Below are 21,135 nucleotides of genomic sequence, written 5' to 3'. Positions count from 1 at the left end.
GGCTGGACTGTCAGACTGAACCCGTGCAAGAACGGTGGAAGGTGCCCATGGAGGAGGCCCTGCGGTTGGCCGGCATAGCCGGAGACCGTGGGGACGTGCCCGTGGGCGCCTTGGTTCTGGATGCCTCGGACCAGGTCATCGGCCGGGGCTTCAATCAGCGGCAGGCCCTGGGCCGCCCCCTGGCCCACGCCGAAATGGAGGCCATCGGAAAATCCAATGCGGGCTGGGATCTGGCAGGATGCACCATGGTCGTCACCTTGGAGCCCTGCCCCATGTGTGCTGGAGCCCTGATGGCCTGCCACTTCAGCAGGCTGGTCTTCGGCGCCTGGGATCCCAAGATGGGAGCCTGCGGGTCGGTCTGGGACCTGCCCCGTGACCCGCATACCGGGACGAAGGTCGAGGTGCTGGGCGGTGTGTGTGAACAGGCATGCGCCGGGATTCTTGCCGACTTCTTCGCCCGTCACCGCCAGGGCTGAGTCCTGTTTTCAGCGGTGGCTGTGGTTGGCCCTGTACCGCTGGAAGGCCGGGGTGACCTGGAGGGCCGCCCAGATGCAGCGCAGGACAATCAGGCAGAGGTAGGCGGCGAACAGGTTGGCGCCCACTCGCGCGCTGACTCCTGAGGCCGCCCAGGTGCCCACCGGCGTGGTCAGAGCGGCCACGATTCCCAGAAGCAGCCCCTGACCGGCGTGAACCAGGTGGTGGCGCAGGTTGGTGAAGGTTCCCGACAATGAACTGGGCAGGATGGCCAGCAGGGAGGTCCCCCTGGCGATCAGGTCGCTGGCGCCCAGCAGGGCCAGGGCCGGCACCGCGATGGCTCCGCCACCTACGCCCAGCAACCCTGACAGGGTTCCAATCAGGACGCCGACCAGTAGAATGATCAAGGCCACCGCCGGGCTCAGCTGGATGCTGCTCTCCCTGGAGGGCGTGGACAGCAGCTGCTGGGCAATGACTGCCATCAGGAAGCCCACGTAGAGCCACCTGAGTATCACCTCAGGAAGCCGATCCAGCAGCCAGGTGCCTATCTGCGCTCCAATAACCGTACCCACGGCCAGCAGCAGGGCCGCCAGCCAGTCCACATGCCCGCCTAGGGCATAGGAGGCCACCCCTGCCAGCGACATGGGGATCATGGAGGCCAGCGAGGTGGCCGAGGCCTGCCGCTGCTGCAGTCCGGTCCATACCAGCGCTGGCACGATGATCGATCCACCGCCGATACCGAACATCCCTGACAGGAATCCGCTGATCACGCCCACCAGGACCAGGATGGACAGGGTCCGCCGGTCCATCCCTCCGGCTCCTTTCTGCTCTTTCTGCATGGGTTCCAGCCTAGGTCGACGTCCTCATCGGGATGGCAGGATGTCCGCGTGTGTGGTCATGTCCTCCAAAATGCAGAAATCAACGCATATCCCGGCCCTTATGTCCACCATGCGACCGTTGCCTTGGTTCCCTTCTGCCGTCTCGGCATACTGCTTGGTATCCCCCGGGCCGGTCCCCGGAGGTGTGTCGTCTGTTCAAGAGAATTAAGAGGGTGTATTTCGATGCGATATACGGTCATCGGTGCCGGAGCCATGGGCTATCGTCTGGGTGTGCTGCTGCAGGAGCAGGCCGGCCTGCAGGTGGATTTCGTGGATACCTGGATGCCCAATATTGACAAGGTTCATGACCAGGGAGGCGTCTACGTCTCCCGCGATCACGAGAATCGGCATTTGGTGCCCGTCAACATTTACACCCCCGAGGACTACAAGGGCGACCCCGACGTCTGGATTGTCATGGTCAAGCAGATGCAGCTTGAGGGGATCCTGGAGCGCTGCGCGCCGCTTTTCCGCGACCATCAGGTGGTCTACTCGGCCATGAACGGCTGGGGTCACTTCGACAAGCTGCTCAAGTACTTCCCCAAGGAGCGCATCTACGGCGGCACGGCCATGATCGGCACAGTCCTCAACGGGCCCGGCGATGTGGACTTCATCGGCAAGCCTGGGGCTGGTTCCGTGCATCTGTGCGCCATGACCGAGCAGACCACCGACCTGGAGCGCCGGATGGCCGAGGACTTCAAGGCTGCCAATCTCAACCCCATCCTGACCGAGAACTTCGAGGGTACCTGCCTGGCCAAGATCATCTTCAACTCAGTGGTCAACACCATCTGCACCATGTATCAGATCACCATGGGCCAGTTCGTCTCCTACCCGGGCGCCAAGGACATGTCCCGCCAGCTGATCGACGAGGCCTATGACGCCTGCGAGCGGGCCGGCAAGCAGCTGATCCAGACCCGCCAGGAGACCCTGGACGAGGTGGACTATGTCAGCCGCATAGGCAATCCGCTTCATTACCCCTCCATGTACCAGGACATGTCCAAGGGCCGTCCGACAGAGGTGGACTACATCAACGGCTACCTGGCGCGCCTGGGCCGCGAGCATGACTACGTCTGCCGGACCCAGGAGTTCCTGACCCATGGCGTCCATCTGGCTGAGCTGGCCTTCCGTGTCCACCATGAGGAGCAGGCCGATCAGGGGTGATGTGAACGGTCGCTGAGCAGATTTCCATGAATTACTTTCCCAAGTAAGAAAAACACGCCCTTCCAGACAAGTTAGCCGCGGGTCCCTAGCATGGAGCCTAATTGTTCAATGTCGGCAAACGACATCGTCGGGCTTATGGCGGAGGTGTCATGGAGGATCATCGCGGCGGCCCAAGGATGGGGTCCTATCAGAGCAAATCGAATCTGGGGGTTCCCCTCAGGCTGGTTTACATGGAACAGTCCGGGCTGTCCCTTGCTGTCCTCTTCCCGGGGAAGGGTCTGCCGCGAATAGTTCACTGGGGCGATCCAGTGGCCGATCCGCAAGCCCTTCTGGGTTCCTACGACGCTCTAGCCCCGCAGCGGGTATCAGGAGGACTGGACCTGACGGCCTGGCCCAGCATCCTCCCGACCCAGTCCGAGGCGTGGACCGGACAGCTCCGACTGCGCATCTGCCGCGGCGGTGTTGAGGTCTTTTGTTGCTTCCAAGTCGAATCAGTCGATCTGGGTGCAGACTCGGTTCGGCCTGACGACTCCGCTGTTCCGACGCTGAAGGTTCGGGCCTGTGACCGGGACCAGGGTGTGGGACTGATCTGGCATTGCCAGGTGCTCCCGTCCGGTCTTGTCAGGCAGCGTGCAGACCTGTTCAACCTGGATAGGGTCAGAGATCTGGATGTCAACGGCTTGGAGCTGGCTTTCCCCTTGCCGGCCGAGGCAACCGAGATTCTGACCACCACCGGTCACCACCTGCGCGAGCGCAGTCCGCAACGTCAGCCACTGACCGTAGGCCGTCTGGAGCGTTCAAGCCTGGTGGGCCGACCGGATTTTGACTCCTCACTGGTCATGTGTGCGGGCCGACCCGGGTTCGGATTCGAGCATGATGAGGTATACACGGTCCACTTGGGCTGGAGTGGCAATGGCCTGCTCAGCGCCGAGCGGATTCCTTCAGCTTCCGCATTGCTGGGCGGCGGCGAGATTCTGATGGCCGGGGAGATTACGCTTCCTCCTGTTGACGGTCATTCCGACCAGCAGGTATATTCCACGCCCTGGCTCTATGGTTCCCGTGGCAAGGGACTGGACCAGGCGGCCCACAGGTATCATGCTTTCCTGCGGTCCCTGCATCCTGGCTTGGCCTCACGTCCTAGGCCCGTCACGCTGAACACCTGGGAGGCGGTCTACTTCGACCAGTCCTATGACAAGCTGGCTGCCCTGGCTGACCAGGCCGCCCATATAGGTGTGGAGCGCTTTGTCGTTGATGATGGGTGGTTCCAGGGCAGGCGTTCGGATGAGTCCGGGCTGGGGGACTGGTCCATCGATCGGCAGGTATGGCCTGAAGGGCCTAGGAGCCTGGAAGCCCTGGCCGCAAGGGTGCATCAGCTGGGAATGGAATTCGGCCTCTGGTTCGAGCCCGAAATGATCTGTCCGGACTCAAACGTCTTTCGCGATCATCCCGACTGGGTCATGTCCCCCGGGCCTTCCCGGTTGCCTGTCGAAGGCCGCAACCAGCAGGTCATGGATCTGACCAACCCCGATGCCTATGCCCATGTGTTCGAGGCCATGGACTCGCTCATTACGCTTATGGGCATCGACTACATCAAGTGGGATCACAATCGCTATGTGACCGAAGCCTGCTCTCCCCGGTCGGGACGTCCTGCCGTGCATGCGCAGACCGAGGCGGTCTATGGAATCATGCGCGACCTGAAAAGCAGGCATCCCGGTTTGGAGATCGAGTCCTGCGCTTCAGGGGGCGCACGCATCGATCTGGGCGTATTGGAATATGCCGACAGGGTCTGGGTCTCGGACTGCGTGGATCCCGTCGAGCGGGCCGACATCCAGCGGTACACATCCCTGCTGGTGCCTCCGGAGATGATGGGTGAACATGTGGGCGACTCCCCGGCCCATTCCACCGGCCGTGCCACCTCGCTCGATCTGCGTGTGGCCATGGCTTTCTTCGGCCATATGGGTGTGGAATGGAACCTGCTTGCCGTGCCCCAGGATCAGCTGACTGAGCTGGGGCGCTGGATTGATCTGTATAAGCAGTGGCGGCATATGCTGCACACCGGTCATGTAGTACATGGCGACGCACCCGACCCGGCAGTCCGCTTGGACGGGGTGGTCTCTGCTGACGGCTCGCAGGCGCTCTACCGATTCACCCAGTTGACATCTTCGGCCAATTACCCCCCGCAGACTCTGGCGCTTCCCGGCCTGGATCCCAGTGCTGATTACCGGATCAGGCCCTTGGATGTCTGCCGTGACCTGGATCGGATCGGCAACGGGCAAAGTCCTCTGGCCTGGTGGTGTCCCCAAGGGGCGGTCCTCCCGGGTGCGGCCTTGGGCGCTCAAGGAATCCGGCCGCCGGTCATTCACCCGGCGGAGGCGGTGATCTTTGAGGCGAGCCGTATCTGAATCCGTCGAGCCGTTTCCCGATTTATTCGGGCTTATCGGCCTCTTCGGGACCCTGCAGATACCGGGCGATTGCTCTGGCTGCGGGGGCTTGGGCCCAACGGAGCCAGTCGCCATCGATGATCTTCACGGGGACCTCGACCATCTGGCTGTGGCGGAATGAGGCTGTGCCCTTGCGTACGGATTCGATGCATCTCTTCATCAGATAAGAAGTCTCCCCGCCCACCAGGACCTTGTCGGGCAGGGCCACGTTGGCCACCAGGGCGATCAACACCCCTAGCCGATAACCGGTCATATTGAGCAGGGTCTCCGCCTGCGGCATGTCCTCCTCCAGGTCTTTGACCAACTTGTCAAAGCTGGCAGCCTGTCCGATGGCATGCGAGTATTGCTCAGCCAGGGATCCTGTAGTCAGGCACTGGGCGCAGCCACGATGGCCCAGATAGCAGACCGGCCCATCCGGATCCACCAGCTGATGGCCGATCAGCCCAAAACCCTCGTCCGGTGAGGAGACGGGCATGCCGCGCTCGCTTAAGGCATAGCCGATGCCGGATCCCATGGTGATCAGAGCGAACCGGTCCAGCCCGATGCCCTCGCCAAACCATCCTTCGTACAGGGCCAGGGCATCGAGATCGTTGAAGACCAGACAAGGCAGATCACATGTGCTCTCCATCTGGGTGGCAAGGTCAACGGGTTCGCTCCAATGCAGGAAGGGGGCGTAGGTGACGACTCTGTCTTGCTCCGCCCGACCGCCCAGGGAGATGGCCAGGCCGGAGGGGCTGGGCAGACCGGCCCGACTGATCTCGCGCATGCAATCTTGGGTTAGGTCTGACAGCATCCTTACGACCTGGCCTGGGTTTCGCTGTCGAATGTGATGACTGTGGGACCGGCCGACAGGTCGGCAGGCCAGGTCCGTCGCCGTTGCCAGCGCAGTGCCACCGTGAAGATTGATGCCAATGAAGGTCTTGGCTTCCCGGCGGATGACCAGGGCCTGCTGCGGTCTGCCTACGCTACTGGAACTATGCTTGCGGCCATCCTGTCTTCCTGGTTCGTCTGCCTGCGGTAGAGTGCCGGCTTCCCGGATGACTCCGAGATGGGTCAGATCGTTGGTGATACGCGATACGGCGCCCTGGGTCAGGTTGAATCGCCGCGCCAGAGCCACTCTGGAGATTGGACCGTGCTGGAGGATCTCGACGGCGATGCGGTGGGTGTATTTGGAGGCCGTGAACCAGGCTGGGAATGGCCGTGCTTCCCCTGAACGGTCAGCATCCCCGTGTTGGTTTGATATTTGGTTGTCTCTGTCGGCCACGGCGCCTCCTTACGGACAAACCTCCCTGTACCGAACAGCCTATCTTAATTACTTTCTTAACGAAAGGAACTCGCCAAAGCTGGGAATGAAATATCCCGGTACCCTATGCTGGTCCGCAGAATCATCTAGGTCACAGTTGCCCGTGCAGATGGTAAAGGAGCCAAATATGAAGGATATCGGCAGTAGGAAAGGATCCGGGCTTGGCCGAATATCGGCCTGGGTCCGCAACGGAGTCGCCTCATTCCTGGCTCTGTTGACTCTCGTGGCCATGGCGGGCTGCGGCTCCGCGGATTCAGGCCTGGTCACTCTGGACTTCTTCCAGTTCAAGTTCGAGGCCGCTGACCAGTTCAAGGCCATGGTGGCACAATTCGAGAAGGAGAATCCCGACATCAGGGTGAACATCAACAATTCGGCCGACGCCCAGACGGATTTGCGCACCCGTCTGGTTAAAAACCGGGTGCCCGACGTCATCACCTTCAACGGTGATATCAGCTTCGGCATGTTCGCGGCATCCGGGGTCTTTCATGATTTCACTGATGATCCCCTGGTCAAGGAGCTCAATCCGGGCATGGTGTCGATAGCCAGGAATCTGGTCCAGACCAGGGATCCCTCGGCCAAGCGCCTGTATGGTCTGCCCTTTGCCGGCAACGCCAGCGGTTACATATACAACAAGACGCTCTGGCGAAAGGCAGGGGTCGATCCTGACAATCCGCCGCGCACCTGGTCGGAGTTCACGGCAGTCATGGACAGGTTCAAGGACCAGGGCATCGAACCTGTGCAGGGCACCCTCTCCGATTCCTGGACCGCCCAGGCCCCCTTGGCATCACTGGCGGGGACTCTGGTCCCCGAGAGCAGGTACCGGGATCTTCTGGCTGGGAAAACCGATTTCAAGACCCTGTGGACACAGCCGGCTCGGCGAGAGGTCGAGCTCTTCAGCCATTCCACTGGCGACAAGGGCGTTACCTACCAGCAGGGCACCCAAAACATGGCCAAGGGCAAGGTGGCGATCCTTCCCCTGGGAACATACGCCATACCGCAAATCAGGATGATCGATCCGGATGTGGACCTCGGATTCGCCCAGATGCCGGCCAACGATTCCCCCTCCCAGCAGATACTGACGGCTGGCGACGATGTCATGCTGACCATGGGTGCCACCACCAAGCATCCCAAGGAGGCCATGCGGCTGATCCGCTATCTGATGCAGCCCCAGCAGCTGCGCACATATGCAAAGGCCCAGACGGCCTTCACGCCGACCAGGAAGGTGGAGGCAGGTGATCCGGCCCTGAACGGGGTTCTTCCCTTCTTCCAACAGAACCGCCTGGCCGACTTCTGCGACCATTACATCCCCTCTTCCATCAATATCGGCGGCTATCTGCAGACCATGGTCACCAAGGGGGATGTGGACGGCTTCATCGGTTCCATGCAGAACGAATGGGACAAGGTCCAGGCAAGGAACTTCCAATGATGAAAGGTCAGGACTCAGTCATGGCACAATCCAAGGTCGTCGGCATCCGTACCGCTGACGCAACAGCCAAGGCCAGAAAGCGGCCTTCAAGGTTCTCCAATCGCAAGGTGGACCGCGCCTTCTACTGGATGGCGGTCCCTGCGGCACTCATCTTCACGCTCTTCCTCTATGTGCCCTTCCTCCAGGGTGTGGCCTACTCCTTCACGAATTCCCAGGGTTATGGGCGCTTCTCATGGATTGGCTTCAAGAATTACGGCGCCCTCTTCCGTGACGGCCGTGTGGGTCATGCTTACCTGTTCACTCTGCTGATTGCCATTCTGATCACCCTGTTGGTCAACTTCATCGCCCTGTTCATCTCGGTGGCGCTGAATGGGAAAATCGCCTTCAAGAACGGGTTCCGGGTCATCTATTTCATCCCCTACACGCTCTCGGTTCTGGTCATCGGCTATGTCTTCAAATACATCTTCATGACGCCCCTGCCGGCTCTTGGCAAGGCCCTGGGCATCGGCTGGCTCTCCCAATCCCTGCTGACCAGCGAGCGCTATGCATGGATCCCCATCGTCTTCCTCTCGGTCTGGCAGGCGGTGGCCTATTCAACCCTGATATATCTGGCGGGTCTGCAGACCATTGACTCAGAGGTCTATGAGGCCGCATCCATTGATGGCGCCAACGAGTGGCAGAAATTCTGGAGGATCACCTTCCCCTTGATTGGCCCATTCTTCACCATCAACCTGGTGCTGACTCTGAAGAATGCCTTCAACACCTTCGATCAGGTGGTGGCCTTGACCGCAGGAGGACCCGATTCGAAGACCGAAACAGTCACCTACCTCATCTACAAGGGCGGTCTTACCGGAGGCGAGTACGCCTACCAGACAGCCAACGCGGTCATGTTCTTCATCGTCCTGGCTGTGATCGCGTTCATCCAGCTGGGCATTTCCAGAAGAGGGGAGAAGATCTGAGATGGCACAGACAGCGCTTATGCAACCGCAGACATCGGCACAATCATCAGAAAGAGGGGGAAGGCTGCGTTGGGGATCCCCGGGCTCGCGCCTCAAGAGGGTCAACTGGTGGCTGACGGCCACTGTGGCTGTGCTCTCCCTGACGATTCTTGTGCCGCTCTACTTCACCGTGGTCACGGCTCTGAAGACCCCTGCGGAGGCCGGAACCTTCAGCCTGCCTTCTTCCTGGCAGTGGCACAATTTCGCCGATGCCTGGAACAAGGTCAACTATCCCAAGGCTGCACTGAATTCGGCCATCGTCACGGTCTGCGCAGTGGCACTCACCCTGCTGACCAATACCTTCGTGGCCTATGCAGTGGCCAGGAATATGGACAAGCGCTTCTTCCGCTTCCTCTATTACTTCTTCATTGCGGCCATGTTCGTCCCCTTCCCAGTGGTCATGCTTCCCATCGCCAAGCAGTTCGGCAGCTGGCATTTGGACAACGTGCCCGGCCTGATTCTGCTCTACGTGGTGTTAGGCCTGGGCACAAACCTCTTCATCGCTACGGGGTTCATCCGATCCATTCCCACCGCTCTTGAGGAGGCCGCCCGCCTTGATGGCGCAGGCACCTGGAGGATATTCTGGACCATCATCTTTCCACTGATGGGACCGATCAATGCGACCATCGCCATCACCACGGCCCTCTGGGCCTGGAACGATTTCCTCATGCCGCTTATTGTTCTGACGGATCAGACCAGCCAGACCATTCCCCTGGCACAGTATGTCTTCAGCTCCCAGTTCGCCACCAACTACCCGATGGCATTCTCCAGCTACCTGATGGCCCTGGCGCCCATCCTGATCGTCTACTTGTTCGCACAGAAGTGGGTCATCAGCGGTGTCATGAGGGGAGCTGTCAAGTAGCCCCGCAAGGACAGGCAGTTAGGGCAGCCTATAGTAGAGGTCACAGAACAAGGAAGTCCCAGGAATCCAATTTTCGTGAGGAGGACCATGACCCAGGAAGAACGCATGCAGCTGCCCGATCGGGTGCGGACCAACGGAGCCACCCCCAATCCCTGGTGGGCCAATGCCGTGGTCTACCAGATTTACCCACGGTCCTTCCAGGACACCAACGGCGACGGCTACGGCGACCTGCCGGGCATCACCCAACGGCTGGACTACCTGGCCGACCTGGGCGTGGACGTGATCTGGCTGAGCCCGGTCTACAAGTCCCCCCAGGACGACAACGGCTATGACATCGCCGATTACCAGGACATCGACCCCATCTTCGGCACCATGGACGATATGGACGAGCTTCTGGATCAGGCCCACCAGCGGGGGATCAAGGTGGTCATGGACCTGGTGGTCAATCACACCTCGGACGAGCACGCCTGGTTCCAGGCCTCCCGCAACAGGGATGATCCGCACGCCGACTGGTACTGGTGGCGCCCTGCCAAGGCCGGCCACGAACCGGGGACTCCTGGCGCAGAGCCCAACCAATGGGGGTCCTACTTTGGAGGCTCCGCCTGGCAGTACGATCCGCAGCGCGGCGAATACTACCTGCACCTGTTTTCCAAGAAGCAGCCTGACCTCAACTGGGAGAACCCCCGGGTCCGGCAGGCCGTCTTTGACATGATGAATTGGTGGATGGACCGGGGCATCGACGGTTTCCGCATGGATGTGATCGTCATGATCTCCAAGACCGTCGACCCCGAGGGCCGTCTGCCTGGCGAGAGTGGTTCGGCCATCGCCGACGGTCCTGTAGGACCCGAGGGGTATTCATCCTCGGTGCCCTTCTGTGTGGACGGCCCCAGGCTGGATGAGTTCCTGCAGCAGATGCGCAGTCAGGTCTTCCAGGGCCGGCAGGGCTATCTGACCGTGGGGGAGGCTCCCAGTCTGGCGCCTGCCCGCAGCGGGCAGATCACCGACCCGGCCAACCATGAGCTGGATATGCTCTTCCTCTTCACCCAGACCGAGGTTGACACCGGGGACAGCAAGTGGGACATCCGCCCCTTCCGGGTCTCCCGGCTCAAGGCGGCCATGGACGAGCAGCAGCAGGCTGTGGCCAAGGCCGGATGGGCCAGCCTCTACTTCGACAACCACGATCAGCCCAGGATCGTCTCCCGTTGGGGCGACACATCCAGCGAGGAACTGCGCTCGCGTTCGGCCAAGGCCCTGGGGCTCCTCCTGCACATGCACCGGGGGACCCCCTACATCTATCAGGGCGAGGAGCTGGGCATGACCAACGCTGGCTTCATCAGCCTTGACCAATACAAGGATCTGGAGTCCATCAACCTCTACCATCAGCGGGTCGATCATGCGCACGAGCAGGATCCGGAGTCCATGATGGCCGCCCTGGCCTATATGAGCCGCGACAACGCCCGCACCCCCATGCAGTGGGACTCCACCAAGTTTGCCGGCTTCACGGCTTCCTACGCTCCCAAGGAGCCCTGGTTGGCCGTCAACCCTAATAAGGACAAGGTCAACGCCAAGACCGAGCTGCGCGACCCGGATTCGGTCCTGGCCTTCTACCGGGAGCTGATTCGCCTGCGTCACACCAATCCGCTCGTGGCGGCCGGCGACTTCACTCTTCTGGATCCGGATGCTGACCAGATCTACTCATTCACCCGTTCCCTGGACCAGGCGCCGGAACCCAAGTCGGGACCCGAGGCTGCCAGCGTTCTGGACGCCCTGCCCTGCCAGCGCCTTCTGGTTGTGGTCAACCTGAGCAGCCGACGGGCCTCGCTGCCGCCTCAAACCGCAGCACTTCTGGGCCTGGACCAGACCGGATTCACCTCCATGGCCCTTGGCGCGGTGGATCCCGACCGAATCCTCATATCCACCTACCGACCAGAGCAGACTGCCAGCTCCCTGCTGACCGGCCGTCTCTCCCCCTGGGAGGGTTTCGTATACCGACTCTGAGGAAAACCCCGCCGTCGGCACGCCTTCCCGGCTAGAGTGGAAATCAGCGATGCCCTGATGGGCCTGTACGGACCGGTCGGGTCCCCGGGTCCCTGGGCGATGGGTCCGCGCCGTGGTCAATCCCGACGATTCCGGCGCGGACGGGAAAAGAAAGCGGGTTGCATGTCTCGTCTGATCATCGTCTCCAACCGTTTGCCCATGTCACTGCAGGCACGGGAGGACGGTTCATATACCTTGCGCCAGAACGTGGGGGGACTGGCCACGGCCATCGGCCCCTACCACCGTTCCCATAAGGATAGCCTCTGGATCGGCTGGAGCGGCATCGATCCTCAGAAGTACTCGGAAAAGGAACTGGACCGCATCCGTCAGGCCTACCGGGAGAGCCGGTGCATTCCTATCTTCCTGAGCAAGGAGGAGCTGAACGGATACTACGCCGGGTTCTCCAACAACACCCTCTGGCCGCTCTTCCATGACTTCTCGCATGAGGCCGTCTTCCGCCAGGAGGATTGGGAGATGTACCGCAAGGTCAACATGCGTTTCGCACAGGTGGTGGAGCCGCTCATCCGCAAGGGCGACACCATATGGATTCAGGATTACCACCTGATGCTCCTGCCCAAGATGCTGCGCGAACGCTACCCTGACGCCTCCATCGGCTGGTTCCTGCACGTGCCATTCCCCAGCGCCGAGATCTTCCGCTCGTTGCCCTGGAGCCGCGAAATCCTGGAGGGCGTCCTGGGTGCCAACCTGATCGGCTTCCATACGGTGGACTTCTCCGCCAGCTTCCTGGCTTCGTTGCACAGACTGCTACCCGAACTGCCGGTCAACCGGGACGGTGTGGTCGAGATGCCTGACGGTCACCGCGCAGCCATCGACGCCTTCCCCATCGGCATCGACTACAACCTCTACCGTCGTACCGCCCACTCCAGCCTGGCCCGGGCCATGCGCCGAGGGATCGACGAGGTCTGCGGCAAGTCCCCCCGTCACCGCTACCGCACCTCGGTGACCGCTGAAGGGGTCGCGGCCAACGAAGCCGCCGCCTCGGATGCCAACTGGTGGAGCCACTACATGAAGGAGGACATCCCGGAGTCCACGCTGGCCAAGCAGGCGGCCTCCTCGGTGGGTAGCCGGTCCAACAAGGTCATCGTCTCGGTGGATCGCCTGGACTACACCAAGGGTCTGCCCGAGCGGCTTCAGGCCTTCGGCCGCATGCTGGACAAGTACCCTGAATGGGTGGGTCATGTCACCTACTACCTGCTGGCCACCCCCTCGCGTGAGGTCGTCGAGTCCTATCAGCGGCTCAAGGCCCAGGTGGACCAGCTGGTGGGGGAGATCAACGGCCGCTACTCCCTGCTGGCCTGGACCCCCATCCACTACATCACCCGCTCCCTGTCCATCAAGCCGGTCTGCGGTATCTACACGGCTGGCGACGTAGCCCTGGTCACCCCCCTGCGCGATGGGATGAACCTAGTGGCCAAGGAGTACCTGGCCTGCCATGACGGCCGCGACGGCACCCTGGTCCTCTCGGACATGTGCGGGGCCGCCGACGAGCTGACCGATGCCTTCATCGTCAATCCCTACGACATCGACATGGTCTGTGAGGCCCTGCACAACGCCCTGGAGATCACCCCCGAGGAGTCCAGGCAGCGCAACATCCGCATGCAGGCCCGGCTCAAGGTGCGCACTGCAGCCAACTGGTGCACCTCATTCCTCGACTCCCTGCGGCAGGTGTCCGCTCCGGGCATGACAGATAGGAGGTTGCGTATGGATCACCACAACGCCATCGTTCGTCAGTGGGACGGCGCCCATCGCCGTCTGGTCCTGTGCGACTATGACGGGACGCTGACCCCGCTGGTTCGCCGTCCTGAGCGAGCCAAGCCCACCCAGGCCCTCCGTCGTCTGCTGACCCAGGTGGGGAGCAATCCCGATGTGGACTTCCTGCTGGTCTCCGGCAGGAGCCATCAGATCATGCAGGACTGGTTCGGCGACCTGCCGGTGGGGCTGATTGCCGAGCACGGCGCCTGGAACCGCAACCTGCCCGGCAGCAACTCGGGCGAGTGGCAGCGGGCGAAGGGCCTGCCTGACTCCGATACCTGGCAGAAAGTGATCCGGCCCATCATGGAGGAATCAGCCACCAAGGTCCCCCACTCTTTCGTGGAAAGCAAGTCCGATGCTGTAGCCTGGCACTACCGGATGAGCGACGCCCAGGTGGCCGACCAGGAACGTCAGGATCTGCTCCATCGTCTGCGCGGCGTAGTGGTCGGCCTGGGGCTGATGATCATGGAGAATTCCAAGGTCGTAGAAGTCACCCCTGTGGCCACCAGCAAGGGCCAGGCCATCCTGCCCTTCGTCAACAGCGGCGACTACGACTTCATGATGGCCCTGGGCGACGATGAAACGGACGAGACCATGTTCGCCGTCATGCCCGATGAGAGCTGGACCATCAAGGTCGGGCCCGGCCAGACCAAGGCCCGGCTGCGGGTCAACGATCCGACCGCGGTCACTCTGCTGCTGGCCGACCTGGGTGCCGGTGTGGCCCGCGACGCTAATGAGCCCGTAGCATCCCACGACTTCCGCGACGATCATACCGTGGTCGACGAGGCGCATGCCCAGCTCACTGACGACAAGTAATACAGACGACTGCCAGCCATCACCGGTGGTTGCTCGTGAAGTCTGTCAAGTTCATGGGTGGCTGGTGCTTCGCCTGGCTATCGGTCTGGTTGTCTCGGGTCTGTTCTCATACCTGTCTGGTCTTCGGGTGCCCAAACGTCTGATTGCCCACATGTTTTGGTTTTCAGCATGTTTGGGTGTCCACCATGTTGACGGCTGACCCTATTGGTCGGGCCCGGCCGACCATACTTGGAGCATGGATACTTCAACAGTCACTGCCTGTCTTGAGGCCGATCATGCCGCTGATTTGCGCAAAGCCTCCCAACGTCTGGAAGGTGTGGCCCGCCATACCCTTATCGAGGAATCCGATGACCTGGGTGCTCGGATAGGCCACCGCGTTCTGCTCAAGCCAGAGAATCTGCAGCTGACCGGATCCTTCAAGATTCGAGGAGCTTACAACAAGGTGGCCTCGCTGAATCAGGATGAGCTGGACCGAGGCATCGTCACCGCTTCCGCTGGCAATCACGCCCAAGGGGTGGCTTTTGCCGCACGCAGCCGGGGCGCGAAGGCCACCATCGTCATGCCCCGAATCACCCCGCCGCTCAAGGTCGATGCCACTCGGGCCTACGGTGCCGAGGTTGTCCTGCAGGGCGAGGTCTTCGATGAAAGCTCTGATTACGCCTTGGGACTGGCACGTGACCGCGGCATGACCTTCGTTCCGCCCTTTGACGACTACGAGGTCGTCTGCGGCCAGGGGACCATCGCCATGGAGATTCTTCAGGATGTGCCCGATGTCACCGATATCGTGGTTCCCCTGGGTGGGGGCGGGCTGGGCGCCGGAGTGGCACTCGCCGTAAAGACCTTCAAGCCTGAGGTCAGAGTCATTGGAGCCACCCCGGTCGGATCTCCGGCCTGGCGTGAATCTCTGACAGCTGGTCATGTGGTCACAGCAGATCAGATGCGTACGGCTGCCGAGGGCGTAGCCGTCAGACGTCCCGGCGATCTGAACTATGCTCTGCTCAGCCGCTATATGGATGATCTGGTCCAGGTGACCGAAAGCGACATCTCCGAGATGATCCTATTCATGCTCGAGAAGCACAAACTGGTGGTCGAGGCAGCTGGCGCCGTCTCCCTGGCAGCACTGGGTCAGCTGGATCTACAATCTGATGTCTTCCGATCGGCCCCGGGGCCGCATGTGATCGTCCCCATCATCTCGGGCGGCAATATCGATACGGTCACCATGGGTGCTGTCATCCAGCGGGGGATGATATCCCGAGGGCGCATCATGCAGTTCGGCGTGGAGCTGCCCGACGTTCCCGGCCAGCTGGTCAAAGTGGCCACGGTCCTGGCCGACCTGCGTGCCAATGTGATCGAGCTCAACCACGATCAGTTCAAATCCTCCGGCCACTATGACAACGGCGTGCTCTTGGAGGTGACTGTGGAGACCAACGGCCCCGACCACATCACCCAGATTCTGGATACCTTGCGCAGTCGAGGCTTCCAGGTCCATCAGAACTACTGAGCACTATGTCCCGATTGGATCCGGTACCCGTGCCCGGCATCCGATGTTCGGAGATAATGATGGACAATGATCGTCGCCTTTGCTGGGCTTGGCTGATGGGTCCTGCTGGTTCTTGAAGGGCAATCTATGGCGATTCTTGTGCTGGCTTGCGTCTTATCACAGGTGGTGTCCCTTCCCCGGAGTCGTCACAGTCTGCGGGTGGAGGACGTGGGTGTATCAGCCTATTTCGATAATCGATGAACAGATTTGCTTTATTTCCTCGTTGTGTGTTGAGATGATGACGGCAGCGCCCTGTTGTGCAAGTTCGCACAGTATGCGTATTACGACGTTGGCGTTGTCCTGATCCAGCGCAGAGGTCGGCTCGTCTGCAAGAATGACACTTGGCTGCTTGAGCAGGAGCCTCGCGAGGGCGATTCTCTGTTGTTCCCCGCCCGATAGAGTGTAAATCTTTTTCTTCTGTGAGCCATTCATCCCGACGATGTCAAGTACTCTGCCGATTCGTTCGTCCCGTTCCTTGCGATGCTCGCGCTTCTTCATTTTGAGGGGAATCTGCAGGTTACGGGACACGTTCCACTGTTCGACAAGACCATAGTTCTGGAATAGAAATCCTATGTTTTCGCGAAGGCACACTCGCTGCCCCTTCCTGCTCTTATGTAAATAACCGGAGCGGAATGTCCCTTCGTTGTAAGTGACCGATCCTTCATTGAAGTCCTCCAACAAGCCGATGCAGTTGAGCAGGGTCGTCTTGCCTGCACCGGACGGCCCGCTCACTGCGATTATGGAACCAGGACCAGCGTCGAAGGACAGTCTCGACCATAACGTGTGTTCCGCAAATCTCTTGGTAAGTCCTTCGACTTTCAATGTCGGCTGCCTGCCTGCGTCTGTCATATGCATCTCCCTCCGCACCGTGGATTCACGGGCGTTTAATGTCGTCGGCACGGAATCTTGATTCGTATACCGATACGGTAATGGCCATGATGAGGCTGGATACAGCGAAGAGCAGTGTTCCAGCCACCAGATCCGTAACCTTGTTCATCGAGCCGATAATGCCGACTGCCATGAGGGTCAGCAGCATCCCGATATTCTGCATGATAAGAAAGCTTCCATGTCTTCTGAAAAACCCGTATCCATGGATGAATTGAACGAAAGAGAGTCTGCGTCGTCTTGCACAATACGCGGCCGAGCACACAAGGATGGCCATCATGGCAGCGGCCAGACCGAACGATATGGCTATGATGTCCCCGCGTTGCTCGTTGCGGGATAATGATAGCGTATACGCCACCGAGTCTTTGGCATTGTCAATACCTTGGAAGTATCCGGAGATTCCATAATGGTCCAGCTTGCTTTGCAGGAGTTCCGGATCGGAGAACAATACACTATCGTGTGATGTGTATGACAGGTATGCCATGGGGCTGATCAACCCTGACGATGGGGATGTGACGGCTACCACCGGATCCTTCAAAGACAGCTTCTGCTGATCTTCCGCAGGCATGAACTGGGTCCCCGAGAAGAGGGATATGTCTTGGCCCGAACGTGTACGGACCAGGATGCCTTGGGGGTTGCAGGAATATGGTTTCTGTTTTCGGGCAACATCCTCTTGGCACATTCCCTTGAAATATTCGGCGTATTTCTTCAACAAGGCTCCGGGGTCCCCTTTATATGATGAAGGCACCAGGAGTGTGAAAGCCCCGATATCTTTTCCAACCACCCTGACCGGTTTCCCATCAAGTCCGGCAATGGGTTGTTTGTCAAGATAGTTCGGGCTCACTATCATCGAATCGGATCCGTCCGGTTCGTAAGGATCATTGTTCCCATCAGCGGGACGAACGGAGTCACCGTTATACCCGACCAACATCGCCTTCCCTCTACTGTCAAGATCCTCGATCACTTTCATCAGGGGAGGTGCTGCCCGGAGCATATCCTCCTGTGTGGTGTTGATTGAAAACCTCAGGACATATTGATCCGAGATGCGAGACCACTGTGCCAAGGATCGGCTGGTGCTCTGTACCGCGCTGATTCTATTCAGAGAACCGCTGATGGTGCCAAAGAGAACAGCCACCACCATGAACTGGGCAAAACCCGCGATGATGCCATCACGGAGTTCGTTGCCCTCTCCGTTGAGAACGGCGGGTATTCGATCGCGGAATGCACTGGCACCACCTAAAGCCAACGCCAGGAAGACAAGATATGCTGTCAATACAGCCACGGCGACAAACAGCGCTCGAAGGAGTCGCCAAATCTGGTGGAAGTTATTGATAAACCAGAGGAAAGGTAATCCCACTAAGGTAATTGTCACCAATCCCACGGCGAGTGTGGCGAGCAGTGATACCAGCTCGCCGACGAGTATCCTTCCGCTGGTATAACCGTGCATCGCCTTGATCGCATGTATCTTCCTGTTCCTGGACAGGGAATACGCGGTGGAAACCACCAATGTGATGGCGATGATAACGACTCCCGCCCAAAGGCCACCCCTCCCTAACGCGGTTATCATCGCAGCTATCCAGAAGCCTCGTGACCAGAGGCTTTGTGATTCGTCAACCACTATCCGGGAACGTGACAAAGTCTTGGCGAGCTGTTCCATATGCGACCTATCCGCATTGGTCGCATAGCTTCCGTGCAAGTCCTGGGTTGTAATCTCTTTATAAGAAACTACTTTCGTTGACTGGTCACGCGTTGAAAAGGAAGGATAATCGTACCCTCCATTTCGTTGAAAAGACTTCTGGTCACCCACAAAGGCCACGAGAACACGAGAATTCATTGAGTCGCGAAATGAAGGTTGGATCTTGAATACATTAATCCCCAAAGTTTTTGAAGCTTGGGCAATCGCACGCACAGCATCCGCCTTCGTCGCGGTATCAACCCTCTCGACGGTGAAAGAGGTACCGGTACCTGCCGGAAGCTCCTGGTCGATAGTGATAAGCATCTCGAATGTCACCACCATGGTGAGAATCAAGGAAGCCCAAATCGTCAACCGTTCAATCCAGTGAATTCGCAAATCACCTCACCCACCCAAAGCAAATAGGGGTCAGCACCTCGTTCACTCAGTGATACCAGACATCACGCCATTGCATACCTGATACTCGTAAGCGAGTTAATGTACACCACAGTAGCACTGATTGTCTGAAGTGACGCGGCCAGTCCGCGCGACAACCCATTTATTGCTATTTGCTTGAATTGTGACCTATCCAGTATCCATCGCGGTCGCATAATGGCTCTTGTTCGGATGCCAATATGACGAGGTCACATGCCCCCAACCTGGAACCCCGGAGCGATTACAAATAAAACCACCTCTACCAGCGCCGCCTGCCATGGCAACAGGCACCATTCCAGCCGACTAGGCAAGGGCCACTATGGCAAAGCACACTGCCCTGTCACGACACAAAAGCGGGCGGCTAGACAGGATTGTCCGCGTCCGGCGGCCAGAACGGGACGACGACGGAAAGGGAATGGCAAGGAGCGACAAGAACACACGGCGCGCGACCGTGAAAGCAAGCGAATATAAGAACGGCATGGACCGGCTCGACCAGTCCGCCTCGAAGCCGTCGGTCGCCGCATGGTGCGGCGAGGCGGCCAGGAGGATCAGCCAGGCCATGCTCGACCCCGACACGGACGCCATGAAGCTGTTCGCCACCCTGATGGGGCGCCCATCGATCGAGCAGCGCGAACAGGGCAGGAAGCCGAGCGTGCAGCATAGCGTGCGCTTGAGCAAACCCATGGACGAATACGTATCCGCCGCCATCAAGCGCGAGGGGCTGGAGAACCGCAACGAATACTTCTGCATGCTCGTTCAGTGGGACGCCGAAACCCATCACACCGACCTCGTCGGCGCATGACACGGGACTGAAGCCGAACCGTCCAGATCGCGGCGACCACGTATGAGGACATTCCGGGATATTCGGCACTCCCCCGCTTGAACGTCTGTTGCCAAGGGGAGCCCCAGCTGGCCATGCGCGCCATGATGGCCCAGCGGGTTCGCCGGAAGCGTCGGAGCTCTGTTGGGACAAGGTGTTTCAGGCTTATGGCTCTACCAAAAGTATGCTATCGGGCATGAAAAGGCTCCGATGGGATGTATGTCTTGAAGCTAGCCGGGTGCCGGGGTTCCGAAACGCGTTGACAAGGAACCGGTACAGGCGGAGTCTGTCTGTAGTGAGGCGGAAGACGGCGCAAGGATTGCAATAGCGGGCCCCGCAGGTTCTTGCAGGGCCCGTCAGAAATCTGCAGATCGCAAATCTGTTCCAGCGATTGTGCGGAGCAGTCAGCGAATCATTCCTGTCCGGCGATGGTTTTGTCGACGAGTTTGGGCAGTGCCTCTTCGATGGGTTCGTGGATGAGTCGGGTTGCCAGAGAATCATACTGGGTCGAACCCATGTTCATGATGGTGATCGGCACGCCTGCCTGGGCTGCCACCGGCACCAGCGAGGCCGCCGGGTACACCTCCAAGGTGGAGCCGATTACCCAGAATTGATCGGCCTGGCTGGCCAGTCTCATGCTCTTCTCCATGGCTCCCTCGGGCAGGGCCTGGCCGAAGTAGACCACGTCAGTCTTGATGATGCCGTTGCATGGCATGTTGCCCTGGTAGGGCATGGGCTTGTGGCAGTGTGGATCGGGTTCCTGATCAAGCTTGGCCATGATGTCGGCCGTCCGATATGCCTGGCCGCACTTCATGCAATGGGAGCTGCCGATGGTCCCGTGAAGGTTGACGATGACGTCCTCGGAGTTACCGGCTTTCTCGTGGAGGGCATCGAAGTTCTGCGTAGCCAGCAGGTTCAGCATGCCTGCCTGCTCAAGCCTGGCCAGTGCCTTGTGGGCTACTCCGGGCTGAGCCTTCCAGACTGGTGATTCCTTCTGCCACCGCCATGAATACTCCCGCTGCTTCTTGTCGCTCATGAACAGGTCCAGGTCATAAACGTTCATCTGGTCAGGATGCTTGGTCCAGACCCCGTCAGGCCCGCGGAAATCCGGTATGCCGGCGGAAGTCGAGATGCCTGCACCGGTCAGTACTGCAATTGTTGTGCTCATACACCCGTCTTACCATCCGTTAATAGACTCTATGAGTCGAAGGCCGACATGGTGCGCGAATATGCATTTATATCAACACTGACATTCTTGCGTTGTGGATGACTGATGATTGAAGGCCGAGAGAGAGCTCCGCACGGGTATGGCTGCCTGTGACCAAAGTTCAAAAGGACCATGAAAGGGCTATTCTGACACGCTGATTCAGCAGTGGCGGGTACATTGCTTTGTGAATAAAATGTGTGCATGGAGCGGGGAGCGTGAGCTGAAGGCCCGTCTTCGAGAGACTCAAAGTTAGAAAGGAACATGTAACGACACGCCGTTTGAGGGCTTGCTATTGCTTGTTTTGAGGGTCTTTCCGGGAGGGCCGAGTTGCGTTTTGGCCGGCTCGTGGTAAGTTTATCTCTTGCTGCTCAACACGGCGGTTCTTCTTCCGGGAGGAAGTTGAATGGCTT

At 59.6% G+C, this 21,135-nt stretch carries 15 protein-coding genes; 10 read left to right on the top strand and 5 right to left on the bottom strand.

Annotated features, from left to right (window positions below; all coding sequences use genetic code 11):
- Nucleotides 1-47 precede the first annotated feature (47 nt).
- Nucleotides 48-476, top strand: coding sequence for a nucleoside deaminase (locus tag P272_RS0108020; protein WP_029679017.1), 429 nt, complete (start codon nucleotides 48-50; stop codon nucleotides 474-476).
- Nucleotides 477-485: 9 nt separating this feature from the next.
- Here P272_RS0108020 and P272_RS0108015 read toward each other — a convergent pair whose 3' ends face one another.
- Nucleotides 486-1,313: a sulfite exporter TauE/SafE family protein gene (locus P272_RS0108015; RefSeq protein WP_044097934.1), complete on the bottom strand. Its 828-nt coding sequence runs from the start codon at nucleotides 1,311-1,313 to the stop codon at nucleotides 486-488.
- 222 nt (nucleotides 1,314-1,535) lie between these two features.
- On the opposite strand from P272_RS0108015, the gene P272_RS0108010 reads away from it, so the two are divergent.
- Entirely contained in the window at nucleotides 1,536-2,510 is a 975-nt protein-coding gene (locus P272_RS0108010) for a ketopantoate reductase family protein (protein WP_029679015.1), read from the top strand.
- A gap of 176 nt (nucleotides 2,511-2,686) precedes the next feature.
- A complete protein-coding gene (locus P272_RS0108005) occupies nucleotides 2,687-4,912 on the top strand; it encodes an alpha-galactosidase (protein ID WP_029679014.1) in 2,226 nt (741 codons plus the stop codon).
- 22 nt (nucleotides 4,913-4,934) lie between these two features.
- Here P272_RS0108005 and P272_RS0108000 read toward each other — a convergent pair whose 3' ends face one another.
- Nucleotides 4,935-6,215 carry an ROK family transcriptional regulator gene (locus P272_RS0108000; RefSeq protein WP_052323247.1) on the bottom strand — a complete coding sequence of 427 codons (1,281 nt, stop codon included), beginning with the start codon at nucleotides 6,213-6,215 and terminating at the stop codon, nucleotides 4,935-4,937.
- Nucleotides 6,216-6,483: 268 nt separating this feature from the next.
- Here P272_RS0108000 and P272_RS0107995 point away from each other — a divergent pair, with 268 nt between their 5' ends.
- From P272_RS0107995 to ilvA, 6 genes are all read left to right on the top strand, one after another.
- A complete protein-coding gene (locus tag P272_RS0107995; RefSeq protein ID WP_253269692.1) occupies nucleotides 6,484-7,680 on the top strand; it encodes an ABC transporter substrate-binding protein in 1,197 nt (398 codons plus the stop codon).
- 20 nt (nucleotides 7,681-7,700) lie between these two features.
- Entirely contained in the window at nucleotides 7,701-8,639 is a 939-nt protein-coding gene (locus P272_RS0107990; RefSeq protein WP_029679011.1) for a carbohydrate ABC transporter permease, read from the top strand.
- A gap of 1 nt (nucleotide 8,640) precedes the next feature.
- Entirely contained in the window at nucleotides 8,641-9,540 is a 900-nt protein-coding gene (locus P272_RS0107985; protein ID WP_253269690.1) for a carbohydrate ABC transporter permease, read from the top strand.
- A gap of 87 nt (nucleotides 9,541-9,627) precedes the next feature.
- A complete protein-coding gene (locus P272_RS0107980; protein WP_029679009.1) occupies nucleotides 9,628-11,538 on the top strand; it encodes a glycoside hydrolase family 13 protein in 1,911 nt (636 codons plus the stop codon).
- 162 nt (nucleotides 11,539-11,700) lie between these two features.
- Nucleotides 11,701-14,166: a bifunctional alpha,alpha-trehalose-phosphate synthase (UDP-forming)/trehalose-phosphatase gene (locus tag P272_RS08745; RefSeq protein WP_052323246.1), complete on the top strand. Its 2,466-nt coding sequence runs from the start codon at nucleotides 11,701-11,703 to the stop codon at nucleotides 14,164-14,166.
- A 235-nt stretch (nucleotides 14,167-14,401) separates the two neighbouring features.
- Nucleotides 14,402-15,667, top strand: coding sequence for a threonine ammonia-lyase (ilvA, locus tag P272_RS0107970; RefSeq protein ID WP_029679007.1), 1,266 nt, complete (start codon nucleotides 14,402-14,404; stop codon nucleotides 15,665-15,667).
- 216 nt (nucleotides 15,668-15,883) lie between these two features.
- Here the strand turns inward: ilvA and P272_RS0107965 are convergent, their stop codons facing one another.
- Together P272_RS0107965 and P272_RS0107960 are read right to left on the bottom strand one after the other, a co-directional pair.
- Complete coding sequence (locus tag P272_RS0107965; protein ID WP_029679006.1) at nucleotides 15,884-16,555, bottom strand: ATP-binding cassette domain-containing protein; 672 nt, start codon at nucleotides 16,553-16,555, stop codon at nucleotides 15,884-15,886.
- Between the two features lie 25 nt (nucleotides 16,556-16,580).
- The gene (locus tag P272_RS0107960; RefSeq protein ID WP_172636733.1) at nucleotides 16,581-18,602 is read right to left on the bottom strand and encodes a bacteriocin-associated integral membrane family protein; all 2,022 of its coding nucleotides are present in this window, start codon (nucleotides 18,600-18,602) and stop codon (nucleotides 16,581-16,583) included.
- Nucleotides 18,603-19,113: 511 nt separating this feature from the next.
- On the opposite strand from P272_RS0107960, the gene P272_RS0107955 reads away from it, so the two are divergent.
- Nucleotides 19,114-19,500 carry a hypothetical protein gene (locus P272_RS0107955; protein ID WP_155805054.1) on the top strand — a complete coding sequence of 129 codons (387 nt, stop codon included), beginning with the start codon at nucleotides 19,114-19,116 and terminating at the stop codon, nucleotides 19,498-19,500.
- 430 nt (nucleotides 19,501-19,930) lie between these two features.
- Here P272_RS0107955 and P272_RS0107950 read toward each other — a convergent pair whose 3' ends face one another.
- Nucleotides 19,931-20,686, bottom strand: coding sequence for a Sir2 family NAD-dependent protein deacetylase (locus tag P272_RS0107950; protein ID WP_029679003.1), 756 nt, complete (start codon nucleotides 20,684-20,686; stop codon nucleotides 19,931-19,933).
- Between the last annotated feature and the right edge of the window lie 449 nt (nucleotides 20,687-21,135).

The sequence above is a fragment of the Bifidobacterium sp. 7101 genome, from assembly GCF_000499285.1.
Lineage (GTDB): Bacteria > Actinomycetota > Actinomycetes > Actinomycetales > Bifidobacteriaceae > Bombiscardovia > Bombiscardovia apis_A.
The sequence above is the reverse complement of the archived record's forward strand: the minus strand, read 5'-3'. Positions and strand labels throughout refer to the sequence as shown.